This window comes from Aquisediminimonas profunda, assembly GCF_019443285.1.
Lineage (GTDB): Bacteria > Pseudomonadota > Alphaproteobacteria > Sphingomonadales > Sphingomonadaceae > Aquisediminimonas > Aquisediminimonas profunda.
The window spans coordinates 367,252-379,614 of the sequence record NZ_CP080327.1 but is presented as its reverse complement, the minus strand read 5'-3'; the positions used below and the strand labels follow the sequence as shown (position 1 = coordinate 379,614).

General features: G+C 58.6%; 14 protein-coding genes. 3 read left to right on the top strand and 11 right to left on the bottom strand.

Annotation, left to right across the window (positions count from 1 at the left end):
* Positions 1-121 precede the first annotated feature (121 nt).
* Positions 122-1,249: a PAS domain S-box protein gene (locus K0O24_RS01945; protein ID WP_219894156.1), complete on the top strand. Its 1,128-nt coding sequence runs from the start codon at positions 122-124 to the stop codon at positions 1,247-1,249.
* Between the two features lie 8 nt (positions 1,250-1,257).
* Here the strand turns inward: K0O24_RS01945 and K0O24_RS01940 are convergent, their stop codons facing one another.
* The 4 genes from K0O24_RS01940 to hemN all read right to left on the bottom strand — a co-directional run bounded on the left by K0O24_RS01940 (position 1,258) and on the right by hemN (position 4,672).
* Positions 1,258-1,881 carry a response regulator transcription factor gene (locus tag K0O24_RS01940; protein ID WP_219894155.1) on the bottom strand — a complete coding sequence of 208 codons (624 nt, stop codon included), beginning with the start codon at positions 1,879-1,881 and terminating at the stop codon, positions 1,258-1,260.
* Positions 1,850-3,046: a sensor histidine kinase gene (locus K0O24_RS01935; RefSeq protein WP_219894154.1), complete on the bottom strand. Its 1,197-nt coding sequence runs from the start codon at positions 3,044-3,046 to the stop codon at positions 1,850-1,852. The genes K0O24_RS01940 and K0O24_RS01935 overlap by 32 nt, the downstream gene beginning before the upstream one ends.
* 62 nt (positions 3,047-3,108) lie before the next feature.
* Complete coding sequence (locus K0O24_RS01930) at positions 3,109-3,360, bottom strand: hypothetical protein (RefSeq protein ID WP_219894153.1); 252 nt, start codon at positions 3,358-3,360, stop codon at positions 3,109-3,111.
* Entirely contained in the window at positions 3,350-4,672 is a 1,323-nt protein-coding gene (hemN, locus tag K0O24_RS01925) for an oxygen-independent coproporphyrinogen III oxidase (protein WP_219894152.1), read from the bottom strand. Before hemN ends, K0O24_RS01930 begins: the two co-directional genes overlap by 11 nt.
* Before the next feature lie 127 nt (positions 4,673-4,799).
* Here hemN and K0O24_RS01920 point away from each other — a divergent pair, with 127 nt between their 5' ends.
* Both K0O24_RS01920 and K0O24_RS01915 read left to right on the top strand, forming a co-directional pair.
* On the top strand, positions 4,800-5,612 hold the full coding sequence (locus K0O24_RS01920; RefSeq protein WP_219894151.1) for a universal stress protein: 813 nt from the start codon (positions 4,800-4,802) through the stop codon (positions 5,610-5,612).
* Positions 5,613-5,650: 38 nt separating this feature from the next.
* Positions 5,651-6,313 carry an OmpW/AlkL family protein gene (locus K0O24_RS01915; RefSeq protein WP_219894150.1) on the top strand — a complete coding sequence of 221 codons (663 nt, stop codon included), beginning with the start codon at positions 5,651-5,653 and terminating at the stop codon, positions 6,311-6,313.
* 63 nt (positions 6,314-6,376) lie between these two features.
* Here the strand turns inward: K0O24_RS01915 and ccoS are convergent, their stop codons facing one another.
* Genes ccoS through ccoO form a run of 7 tightly spaced genes read right to left on the bottom strand, consistent with a single transcriptional unit; the run spans position 6,377 to position 12,350 of the window.
* Complete coding sequence (ccoS, locus tag K0O24_RS01910; protein ID WP_219894149.1) at positions 6,377-6,538, bottom strand: cbb3-type cytochrome oxidase assembly protein CcoS; 162 nt, start codon at positions 6,536-6,538, stop codon at positions 6,377-6,379.
* Positions 6,535-8,661: a heavy metal translocating P-type ATPase gene (locus tag K0O24_RS01905; protein ID WP_219894148.1), complete on the bottom strand. Its 2,127-nt coding sequence runs from the start codon at positions 8,659-8,661 to the stop codon at positions 6,535-6,537. The genes ccoS and K0O24_RS01905 overlap by 4 nt, the downstream gene beginning before the upstream one ends.
* Positions 8,658-9,113 (bottom strand): FixH family protein, encoded by a 456-nt coding sequence (locus K0O24_RS01900; RefSeq protein ID WP_219894147.1) that lies wholly within the window; start codon positions 9,111-9,113, stop codon positions 8,658-8,660. The genes K0O24_RS01905 and K0O24_RS01900 overlap by 4 nt, the downstream gene beginning before the upstream one ends.
* Entirely contained in the window at positions 9,110-10,579 is a 1,470-nt protein-coding gene (gene ccoG, locus K0O24_RS01895; protein WP_219894146.1) for a cytochrome c oxidase accessory protein CcoG, read from the bottom strand. The genes K0O24_RS01900 and ccoG overlap by 4 nt, the downstream gene beginning before the upstream one ends.
* Positions 10,566-11,468 carry a cytochrome-c oxidase, cbb3-type subunit III gene (gene ccoP, locus K0O24_RS01890; protein ID WP_219894145.1) on the bottom strand — a complete coding sequence of 301 codons (903 nt, stop codon included), beginning with the start codon at positions 11,466-11,468 and terminating at the stop codon, positions 10,566-10,568. Before ccoP ends, ccoG begins: the two co-directional genes overlap by 14 nt.
* A complete protein-coding gene (locus K0O24_RS01885; protein WP_219894144.1) occupies positions 11,461-11,619 on the bottom strand; it encodes a cbb3-type cytochrome c oxidase subunit 3 in 159 nt (52 codons plus the stop codon). Before K0O24_RS01885 ends, ccoP begins: the two co-directional genes overlap by 8 nt.
* A complete protein-coding gene (gene ccoO, locus K0O24_RS01880; protein ID WP_219894143.1) occupies positions 11,616-12,350 on the bottom strand; it encodes a cytochrome-c oxidase, cbb3-type subunit II in 735 nt (244 codons plus the stop codon). Before ccoO ends, K0O24_RS01885 begins: the two co-directional genes overlap by 4 nt.
* Positions 12,351-12,363: the final 13 nt, after the last annotated feature.

Below are 12,363 nucleotides of genomic sequence, written 5' to 3'. Positions count from 1 at the left end.
AGGGTTCATACGGATAGCCGCCTCACGCAGCGCATATTAGGGTTCAGGCCCGCCGTCCGCGCACATGGCGCTGGCAAAGCCACTCCAGTCTCAGGCCGAAAGGCTCTTCGAACGGAAGGTTATGAACGCATTTTTGAAGGACAGTTTCAACGAGGGCCACCTTCGCTCCATCCTTGCGACCGTTCCCGATGCAATGGTCGTCATTGATGACCGTGGCCGTATCATGTCCTTCAGTACCGCCGCGGAGCGCATGTTCGGCTTTAGCCAAGCAGAAGTCGTTGGTGAAAATGTAAGCCTTCTGATGCCTTCGCCCGATCGCGAGCGCCATGACAATTATATCGAGCGCTACCGGCAAACTGAAGAAAGGCACATCCTTGGGATCGGTCGCGTCATGACGGCAAGGCGAAGGGACGGCTCAACCTTTCCGATCGAATTGTCAGTCGGCGAAGCCAAGACACCTGAAGGCCGAGTCTTCACGGGCTTCATTCGCGATCTCACGGAACAGCAATCTGTCGAAAGGCGCATGCACGAGCTTCAGAATGAGTTGGCACGGGTTGCGCGAATCAGCGCGGTCGGATCGTTGACAACGGCGCTTGCTCATGAGTTGAATCAGCCACTTGCAGCAATCACAAACTATATGGAGGCGGCGCAGGAACTGGTCGACACATCGGATGCCGATCCGGAATATTTGCGTGAGGCGATGTCGAGTGCAGCCGAACAGGCAATGAGAGCGGCGAAAATCGTAAGCCGCCTGCGCGAATTCATTTCGCGCGGTGAAGCGAGTCGACGGACAGAAAGCCTCGGGAAGCTGGTCCGCGAAGCGACAGCGCTGGCATTGCTCGGCTCGGGCAAGGATGAAATCGAAATGCGAGTTGCACTCGATCCGCAGTCGGATCGCGTGAACGTGAACGGCATCAATGTTCAGCAAGTGCTCTTCAACCTTGTCCGGAACGCCCTTGATGCAATGGAAGATCTGCCCATCAAGCGAATCGAAATCAGTTCGGAACCCGTTGCGAACGGCATGGTGCAACTGACAATTTCCGATACCGGTTCTGGCATATTACCGGAAATGGCAGATGACCTTTTCGAACCTTTCCGTTCGACCAAACGCAGCGGAATGGGTTTGGGCCTTTCTATTTGCCGCACCCTTGTTGAGGCCCAAGGCGGCCGAATTTGGGTGGAACCGGGTAAAGCAGGTGGCTCTCGTTTTTCTTTCACCCTGCCGCTTTCAGAACCAGCGATCGCCTAGTTCTCTTATCATCCGGGAGTGTCACCCAGCCCCGCTGCGAATGCAATCCGAAGTGCCTCGGAAAGACTTCGAACGTTCAGCTTGGTCATGAGATTTGCCCTGTGAATTTCTACAGTTCGTGCGCTGATGCCAAGATCATAGGCAATCGTCTTGTTGGGAAATCCACGGACAAGACCCTCAAGAACCTCATGTTCACGCGCGGTCAGCACATTCAGTCGCAGCACTGCTTCCGCTGCGCGCGCCTTGCTCCGGTCAGACCGTTCGATCTGGGCGAAGCCTTCCTCCAGCGCCGAGAGAAGCACGGCCTTTTCAAATGGCTTTTCAATGAAATCCAGAGCGCCGGCCTTCATCGCGGCCACAGCAACATTGACGTCTCCATGGCCCGTCAGAACAATGACTGGGAAAGTAATGCCCCGCTCTCCCAGAACGCGCTGGACTTCGAGTCCGTCCATTCCAGGCATGCGGACATCAAGCAGGATACAGCCCGGAGTCAATCCGTCGACGCTCTTCAGGAATTCGACGCCTGACGCAAAGGGTTCCACGACAAACCCGGATGTCTTGAGCATGAAGCCAGCCGATCGGCGCACTGCATCATCATCATCAACCAGATAGATCTGACGCCGGTCCGTCATCGCTGTCCTCCGTGTCTGCACTCAACAATGTGAAACTGAACCTCATCCCGTCTACTGTCTGTTCAGACCATATCGAACCACCTAGGGACTCGACAATTGTCCGGCAGATCGAAAGTCCCAGACCCATCCCTTCACCCTTGGTACTGAAAAAGGGTTCGAACAGGCGATCCATGTTCTCGGGTGCAAAACCTTGCCCACTATCGGTCACGCTCACAGTGACAAAGTCCTTTGACAGTCGCTGTGTTCGGATCGATAGCTTTCGCATCGGTGACGTTTCCATTGCCTCGACGGCATTTCGAATGAGGTTCACCATGACCTGTTGGACCTGGACCCCTGCCACCAAGACGGACTCTGCTTGGGGATCAAACTCCAGATCGACATCAATGCCCACTTCGCGTGCGCCGATCAAAGCCAGCGCATTTGCCTGGTTGATCAGTCGCGGCAGGCTTTCGACGCGCCGTTCGGCGGTTCCCCTCCCGATGAAGTCGCGTAAACCCCGCACGATTTGTCCGGCACGCACAGACTCCTGGGCGGCATCATCAAGCGCCTGGCGCGCCGTATCAATATTGTCCAGGTTCGGATTATTGAGAAGTTCCCGAGCGCCTTCCACATAGTTGGCAATGGCCGTCAAAGGTTGGTTGAGTTCATGCGCAAGCGAAGACGCCATAGTCCCCATTGCGCTGACCCTGGAAACATGGGCAATCTCGTTCTGCAGTTCTTCCAGATGGATCCTGGCCTCTTCGCGCTCGGTCAAGTCGCGGACGAATCCGGAAAAAACCCGATCTTGTCCAGTGCCTGCCTCTCCGATTGAAAGCTGTATGGGAAAGACCTCGCCATTGCGACGTCGCGCGACCGTGAAGCGCCCGATCCCGATAATCCGTGCCTGGCCGGTTTCAAGGTAGTGGTGCATGTAGTCATCATGACGTTCGCGGTCCGGCTCGGGCATCAACAGCCGGATGTTCTGCCCAAGAACCTCTTGGCTGTCATAGCCGAACATCTGCTCTGCTGCGGCGCTGAAATAGGTAATGGCGCCGCTTGTATCGATGATGATCATCGCGTCGGGCACGGTTGCCAGGATAGAACGCAGGAGACCCTCACTTGCCGATACTTCGACCAAGCCGTCCTGACTGGACGCGAGTGTTGGCTGCGCTTTTGGATTTCGCATTGCCCTTCTCTACACAAAGGCATGCATTCGGCAATCGTGGTCGGACCGGTTGGCCGAAACTGTCAGTCGCCGGCGTCGCTCGAATCCTGAAGCCCTCCCCGCTTCCTTTGGCACAGCGCGTGGCAGCCCTTTGCGCATTCCGGACGCTTGTGGTCATTTCCGGGCTCGGGAATCTCGATCAACCGGGTGCCCCCGCCGGAACAGATGCTGATGACGCCGGGCATGGACCAGGCTTGACCAACGGGCTCAAGAATGCCGAAACCCGCAAGCGCGAGCCAAGCGACAGTGGCAAGCAACGGAAGTCTAGATCGCATTGCTGAACTGGCTGGAGTCGGGGTGGCGATAGGCGTCAAAGGCTGAAGCTACGACGCGCGCGTAGGGCAGGGCATTCCTGTTCAGCCGCAAGTCGCGCTTGTCCCATTCGATCAATCCCAATGCCTCGAGCGGTCCGAGCGCAGTCCGTGCAGTGGCGACAATTTCTTCCGGAATATCGCGCGCTTCGCGTTGGCAGAGGATGCGTTCGATGATGGCAGAACGGTGCTGATCGTCTGGGCTGCGTTTGACGCCTCGTGCCGAAGCCAGCATGCCATCGGCAATGCAGGCGCGATAACGCCCCGGATTCTTCTCGTTCTGGATCATGATGTGAGGAAAACTGCTGATCGCGCTGGCCCCAAAGCCAAGCAGAACAGGGCTGTCGTCGTCCGTGAAACCCTGAAAATTGCGGTACAGTTTTCCCTTTGCGTTGGCCTTGGCCAATCCGTCGCTCTCCAGTGCGAAATGATCGAAGCCAATCGGCTGATACCCGGCGGCCGACAGCAATTCATGTCCGCGTGCCGCCATTTCGAATCTCAGTTCCGGTCCGGGAAGTGCTGTTGCATCAATCCGGCGCTGCCGGGGAACGAGGTCAGGCAAATGGGCATAACCGAACAAGGCTATGCGGCTCGGGCCAAGGCAGATTGCTTGGCGCAACGTGTCTTCCAGATCCGCCAGCGACTGGCCGGGCAAGCCATACATCAGATCGAAATTGATGTTTTCGATTCCGAAGCGCCGCACCGATGCCATGCAGGCTTCGATCATGTGCCGTGGCTGAATTCGCCCGATAGCCTGCTGAATTCCTTCGGAGAAACTCTGCACGCCTAGACTGACGCGAGTCACGCCACAGGACGCCAGTGCCATGGCCCAATTGTCGGAGAAGATGCGGGGGTCGATTTCGACTGACATGTCCGCACTTTCGCAATTCAGCGCAAGAACGAGTCGATCAACCAGCCGAACAAAGTCTACAGGTGCAATGGCGTTCGGGCTGCCTCCGCCAAAGGCAATATGCCGAACCTTTCCCCGGCCCTGCAAAAGGCTGCCAACGCGGCCAATTTCGGATTCAAGCGATTCCTGATAGGCGGCAAGGCGATGCATGCGATTTGCTGCCCCGGTATTGCATCCGCAATACCAGCAGATCGACTGACAATAGGGAATGTGGACATAGGCGGACAGAGGGGTCTCCGCCTCCACAGTCTCAAGTGCTTCGACCATGTCGGCGGCGCCGACCAGATCGCTGAATTCGACCGCGGTCGGGTAGCTGGTGTAACGCGGAACGGGCCGCTCGAGCAGTTCAGGATAATATCGCCACATAGTCGACACGCTACTGCTGGATCGCCATTCCATCCTTGATCCGCATCAAGGAACTTGTTGCGGCGGATCAAGGTCCCCCTCGATGAAACAGCTAGTGTGCGTCCAATCCCGAAGAGGAGTTGGGCCAATGAAATCTGTGCTGCTGCATGTTTATGACGACGATGCGCTGGATGACCGGCTGCAAGTCGCGCTCGACATCTGCCGAACATTCGATGCCCATCTGACCTGCCTTCAGGTCACGCCATACAATGCCTATGTGTCCTTTGAGCCACTTGGCGGTGTCTACACTCAGGCTGCAGTGCTTGAGAGTGTTCGCGAGCGCGAAGATGAGGTGCGCAAGCGCATAGAAGTCCGTTTGGGACAGGGCGATGTCCGTTGGGACTGGATCGCAGCTGATGGGCCGGTCGTGCAGACGCTGGTCAGCGCATCGGCGCTCAGCGACCTGCTTGTCATTAGTCAATTTCCAGGCAGCGGAGATGCCGTTTCCCAACCACTGCCGATTGTTGATGAAGTCGCCGTTCATGCGGCTTGTGCAGTCTTGATTGTTCCGTCAGGGGTCTCGGCATTCGATGCCGGCAGCCCGGCGGTGATTGGCTGGAACGCGTCCCCGGAGGCAGCAAATGCCCTTCGCAACGCGTTGCCCATCCTTCGCGCGGCGTCTTCAGTACATATCGTCTCGGTCGGTGAGAATGGGGACGAATTCCCACAGGTTGCAGCAAACACATATCTTTCACGCCACGGTGTGGCATCTGATCTCCATGCGCTTTCGACGAGCGCCAAAAGTGCAGGCGGCGTTCTCGAGGATTTCGCCACGCGCCGCGCCGCAAGCTGCCTGGTCATGGGTGCCTATGGTCGATCGCGGTTTCGCGAGACGCTTCTCGGCGGGGTAACCCGTGATCTTTTGCGCACATCCCGCATTCCACTTCTGCTCAGTCATTGAGCGGACTCACTTCAACGTCAGCACAACAGGGAGATTATATGTTGAACTTCAAACCATATTTGACGGGCTTGGCACTCGCCTGCGGCATTGCCGGTCCGGCCAATGCGGCTGCGGGCGATACGCTCATCAGGCTCCGGGGCATCATCGTTGCGCCGAACGAATCCTCAAGTGGAATCACGCCGACCTTTCCCACTGAGAAAGTCAAGATCAACAACAGTGCGGCACCTGAGGTCGATTTCACCTACATGGCGACAGACAATATTGGTTTCGAGCTGATCGCGGCGACCACCAAGCACCGCGCGACGGGAACGAGTGGCACAACCGGGTCCATCGGGCGTCTCGCGTCCACATGGGTGCTGCCGCCGACGCTGACCGCACAATATCATTTCGCTCCGGCATCCAAAGTCCGCCCCTATGTTGGCGCCGGCATCAACTATACGCTCTTCTATTCCGAAAAGCCTTCTGCCGCGCTTGAAGCAGCCGTCGGTCCGACAAAGGTCAAGATGAAGAGCAGTTTTGGCTGGGCAGCGCAGGCCGGGGTCGATTTCGATCTGAGCAAGACCATGTTCCTCAATCTCGATGTCAAATACATCGACATCAGGACGACCGCGCGGCTGTCGACGACAGCGATCGGCGTTCAAACAGTCAAGGTCAACCTCAACCCGATAGTTGTGGGCGTCGGCGTCGGCTTCCGCCTTTAGAGATTTCAGAGCTCCTCAACCTGGCGGGGCAGGCCATTGTGGCTTGTCCCGCTTTTTTTGCGCTCAGCCATTATCGTCCGTGGGCCTGTCGTCGTCGATAAGGATGCGCAGTGATGCTCCGTCGAGATCATCATATTGCCCGCTGTGAAGCGACCAGAAAAAGGCGAAGAGTCCTCCAAGCCCTAGCAGAAGCGCAATGGGAATCAGGACGGCAATCCCGTTCATTTCGCCGCACTCCGAAGCCGCAAGGCATTGGCGACGACGATCAGGGACGAACCGGACATGGCCAACGCGGCTATGAGGGGCGTCACCAGCCCCATGATTGCGAGGGGTACCGCGATCAGATTGTAGCCGATCGCCATCAAGAAATTCTGTCGAACAACCTGCTGCGTGGCGCGCGCGGCGCGGACTGCAGTCGCAACGGGCGCCAGACTGTCGCCGAGGAAAATGGCGTCCGCCGCGTTCTGTCCAGCATCGCTGGCCGATCCCGGAGCCATCGAGACATGTCCTGCGGCAAGCGCCGGGCCGTCATTCAGACCGTCGCCGACCATCAGGACCTTTTCGCCGCGCGCTTTGAGTCTGGCAATCGTATCCAGCTTGTCTTGCGGCAGCATGCCTGTCTGTGCCGTCAATCCGAGCGCGCGCGCAATCGGTGCAACCGCAGACGCGCGATCTCCCGACAGGATCGTTGCCGGAAGGCCAAGTGCGGCAAGTTCATCGATTGTCTGACGAGCGGCTGGCCTCATCTTGTCACTGAACAGGATCGTGGTCGACGGTTGTCCTTCAATGACCAGCGAGGTCGCGAGGCAATCGTCCGGAACCGTGCCGTCCGGCCTGCACAGGGCCACGGCCCTTCCCCGCAGCTTGGCCGATACACCATTGCCTGCGGTTTCCCGGACATCGGTGAGGTCACTTGCTGTGTTGCCCTCCTGTTCAAGCGCCCGCCGCAGTGCTTCGCTCAATGGATGGCGGCTGACCCTGGCAAGCGCGAGCGCCACAGACTTCTGCTCCGGTCCCAGGTCATGCAGCCCAATCGGTTCCGGTCGACCCAGGGTCAACGTTCCGGTCTTGTCGAACAAGGCGCGATCAGCCTCCGCCAGCCGTTCGAGCGCTGATCCATCCTTGACCAGGATACCCCGGCGCATCAGCGCGCCGGCGGTCACAATTTGTGCAGCAGGCACGGCCAGCCCGAGTGCACAGGGGCAGGTGATGATCAGCACGGCGACAGCAATCAGCAGCGACTGATGCCATCCTGCACCCGTGATCATCCAGCCGACAAAGCTGGCCGCCGCCAAAGTATGAACGGCCGGAGCATAGAGCCGGGCCGCCCGATCCGCGATCCTGACATAGCGTGACCGGGACTGCGAGGCCTGATCCATAAGCCGCGCGATATCGGCAATGACCGTCTCTTCGCCGATTGCCAGGACCTTGATCCTGACCGGCGCATCGAGATTGAGCGTCCCGGCATGGACACGGTCACCCTGTGCAATGGCGACAGGCGTGCTTTCCCCGGTGAGCAAGGCCAGGTCGATGCGCGATTGCCCGTCGATCACTGCGCCATCGGCTGCCAGTCGTTCACCTGCCGCGACAAGCATCGTCATGCCTGGCCGAAGCGAGGACGCATCGCACCAGGAAGATCGGCCGTCGTTGTCTATGACCAGCGCGCCGGCAGGGGCATGTTTGAGAAGCGCGGTGACACCGTCGCGCGCGCGGTCCCGCATCACGCTGTCCAGCCAGCGCCCCGTCAACAGGAAGAACAGGAGCATGACCGCACCGTCGAAATAGGCATGCTCGCCATGCACGACGGTTTCAAACAGGCTCAGGGCGCTTGCCAGAACAACGCCAATCGAAATCGGCACATCCATGTTGGTCCGCCCGTGCCGCAATGCGTTCCAGGCGGATTTGAAGAAGGGTCGGCCCGCATAGGCAATGGCAGGCAATGCAATGCCGGCGGAAAGCCAGTGGAACAGGTCGCGTGTTGCGCCTTCGGCGCCGGACCATACCGAAACCGAAAGGAGCATGATGTTCATTGCGGCAAAGCCGGCAACCGCCAGGGCTTTCAGCAGATCACGGCTGCCGCCATCGTCACGGGTCAGCGCAGCACCGATGGGCTGCGCTTCGAAACCAAGGGTTGAGATCGCCTGCTGCAGTGCAGGGATCTGGACATCTGGCAAGTGGGTCAGCGTTAAGCGCTTGGCGGTGAAATTCACGCGCGCTGCGACGATGCCACTTGTCTTGGGCAGTCCATCTTCAAGTTTGGCGATGCACCCCGCACAGCGCATCCCTGGCACTGAGAACAGAGCCTCCGGCAGCTTGGCTTCCGCAACAGGTGATGTGGGTGCGTTCATTGGACGTCGGTCGACAGCTTCACGGTTTCTCCGCTGCTCCGCAACACGGCATGCACCAGCCATCGGCCGGTGGGGAGGGCTTGAGCAGATTGCAGAGACCCATCGGCTGCAACTGAAAAGGTGAGCGTGATCGGCAGCGTAGCACCCAGCGGGTGGCTTGCCTGCCCTGAACCGTTCAGCCCCTCGATGGCCCCGCCTGCCAAGGATGCAGCAATTCGTACATGCCGTCTGCTGTCGAGCGATACGCCGGTCTTCCACCCAAGCTGCTGTTGTTTTTTGGCCGCTGCCAGCCAGCCATTGAATTCCTGGCTGGCTACATAGGAGTTGTCGACCACGGTCCCGCCGAAGGTCGAAATGGCAGCATGGGCCATGTACACATTCACGGCGATGACTATGCTGAAGAATCCAACCAGAATTGCTGTCATATGCCAGCCGGTAAAGCGCTTCGTCATTCTTCATCTTCCTCGTGTTCAGGCCGTTCGAACTGCGTCGTATCGCTATCGCCCTTTTCGTTCGTGCCTGCAGCCTGCGCTGAAATCTCGAAAGGTTGCCGTTCCGGTCCCTTGCTGGGTGCAGCGACGAAGAGTCTCACCTTCAGGACGCTGTCGGGATCGACAGTGACTTCGACTTCATCCGAAGCCGATGCACGTCCACCGTCCTGCGTCCACATTCTCGCATCCGAAAGGCCGGACACCTTGAGCACGACCTTGCGGGGCCGCGCTTCCATGTTGCGGACCTTGATCGTGTAATTGTTGCGGATGGATCCGTCGGACAGTTGCACGTAGATCGGATTGCGATCCTGCTGCACGCTCAGGTCAAGCCTGGTTCTGGCACCGAGCGAAAACAGCATTGCCAGCCCGATTGCACTCCAGATCGACAAATAGGCCAGCGTCCTGGGCCGGAAAAGCGTCTTCAGAACCGGCTTCGGCGTCCCGCCGGCCTTTTCGATCGCAGCGTCATCCAGCGTGCAATAGTCGATCAGGCCCCGCGGCCGGCCGATCTGCGCCATCACCTTGTCACAGGCATCAATACACAGGGCACAGGTGATACAGCCAATCTGCGGCCCTTCGCGAATGTCGATGCCAGTTGGACAGACCTGGACGCATTGCGTGCAGTCGATGCAGTCGCCCGTCTTCAGGCCTTCGTCTGCGGCCTTCTTGACACCGTGGGTGCGCGGCTCGCCCCGCCAGTCCTTGTAGGTGACGACAAGTGATTTTTCATCGAGCATGGCCGTCTGGATGCGCGGCCAGGGGCACATGTAAATGCATACCTGCTCGCGCATCAGCCCGCCGAATATATAGGTGGTCGCTGTCAGTATCGCGACCGTGCTGTAAGCAACGAATGGCGCGTCACCCGCCATGAAATGGCGCATCAACGTCGGGGCATCCGCAAAATAGAAAATCCACGCGCCTCCGGTCAGCGCACCTATGATGATCCAGATGGCGTGCTTTGCGACCCGCTTTGCAATCTTTTCCAATCCCCAAGGCGAATGAGCCAGCCTGATCTGGGCGTTGCGATCTCCATCGATGGCGCGCTCGACATGCTGAAACAGATCCGTCCAGACCGTCTGCGGGCAGGCATAGCCGCACCAGGCCCGCCCGACGGCTGAAGTTACAAGAAACAGGCCGATCCCCGCCATAACCAGTAGCCCGGCCACATAATAGAACTCATGTGGCCAGATCTCGATTGCGAACATGTAAAAGCGCCGATGGGCCAGGTCGACAAGGACAGCCTGGTCTGGCGCATAGGGTCCGCGATCCCAACGCAGCCAGGGCGTCACATAATAGATCGTCAGGGTCACGGCCATCGCCGCCCATTTGAGGCGCCGGAAAAACCCGTCTACGGCTTTTGGATAGACACCCTTGCGCCTTTCGTAGAGTGGACTCCCGGGATCGATAAGGCCTTCAAGGTTTGACATTGGCTGCCGGTGCCGAAGGTGCGGCCTCGCCACCGCCCAGTGAATGGACATAGGCTGCAAGCATCTTGATCGTCACAGGATCGAGCCGATTGTTCCAGCGCGGCATGACACCAAATCGACTTTTCATGACAGTCTGGGTGATTGTGGCCCGATCCCCACCATAAAGCCAGATGGCGTCCGTCAGGTTCGGCGCGCCGAACTGCCGTCCACCCTTGCCTTCGGGCCCATGGCATTGGCTGCAATTGGCCGCAAACAGGGTCGCGCCACGTGCGGAGGCGGCATTGGGCTGCTGTTGACCGGAGATTGTTCGCACGAACGACACAACCGAGCTGATTTCTGCAGGCGTCAACACCCCGGCAAAGGCGGGCATTTGAGAAAATCGTGTCTCGTTATGATCGGGATTTCTTACGCCATGCGTGATTGTATAGTGGATCGTCGCAATATCGCCGCCCCAAAGCCAATCGTCATCATTGAGGTTCGGATAGCCTTTGGATCCCGTGGCGCCCGAGCCATGGCATTGCACACAATGCACCTTGAAGGCGGCCCGACCGCCCTCGATTGCTGCCTGCTTGAGCTTGTCGTTGGCAAGCAACTGCTCGATTGGCGTGGCCGCAATGGCGGCTGTGATCGGTGCGCGCCGTTTTGCTTCCGCATTCATCGAGGCTTCGAGTTGGCCGTGGCTGGACCAGCCAGTTATTCCCTTCGTTGCGCCATGCAGCATCGGGATCGCGGGAAAGAAGATCACATAGCCGATCGCCCAGAGGATGCAGGCGTAGAAGGTCAACAGCCACCAGCGCGGGAGGGGGGTGTTCAGTTCCTCGATGCCGTCCCATTCGTGACCGACAGTCTGAGTGCCGGTTGGTTCATCGATACGTTTGTTTTCAACCATGATCTTCATCCTTGAAGATGATCGCGGCAGCATCGCTGTGATGCGTCGACGCACCTTTGCGAAACGTCCAGCCGATAAAGGTGACGAAGAGGAGCCCCATGAAGACCAGCCCCCAGCTGTCGGCAAAATGCCTGAAGCTGTCATAGGTCATTGCGGCTGCTCCTGCGGTTCGGCCGCTTTCAGGTCGACCAGGGTTCCGAGCATCTGCAGATAGGCGACCAGAGCATCCATCTCCGTGATGCGGGTCGGGTCGCCATCGAAATCGCGCACCTGAACCTTGGGATAGCGGGCCTTGAGGTCAGTGCTGCTCTGATCGGGATCTGCCTGGGCTTGCAGGTCATCATTTGCTGCAGCAATCGCGGCCTTGGAATAGGGCACACCCACCCGATAAAGCGCTTGCAGGTGCATGCGCATGTCGCCGGACTTGAGTTCCCGCTCTGCGAGGAAGGCGTAGGGCGGCATGATCGATTCCGGAACGACTGCGCGGGGGTTCTTGAGGTGCTGAACATGCCATTCGTCCGAATATCGTCCCCCGACGCGAGCAAGGTCCGGGCCGGTCCGCTTTGAGCCCCATTGGAATGGATGATCATACATGCTCTCGGCTGCCAGGCTGTAGTGGCCATAGCGTTCGACTTCGTCGCGGAAGGGGCGGATCATCTGGCTATGGCAGTTGTAGCAGCCTTCCCTCATGTAGATATTGCGCCCCGCAAGCTCGAGCGGCGAATAGGGGCGCATCCCGTCGACCTTTTCGACAGTTGAGTCGATCCAGAAGAGCGGCGCGATTTCGACAATCCCGCCGATCGCGACAGTAATGAATGCAAAAACGGCAAGCAGCGTGACGTTGCGTTCAAGCCGCTTGTGATCGAGCAATGTACCGGCCATGATTTTGGCTCCT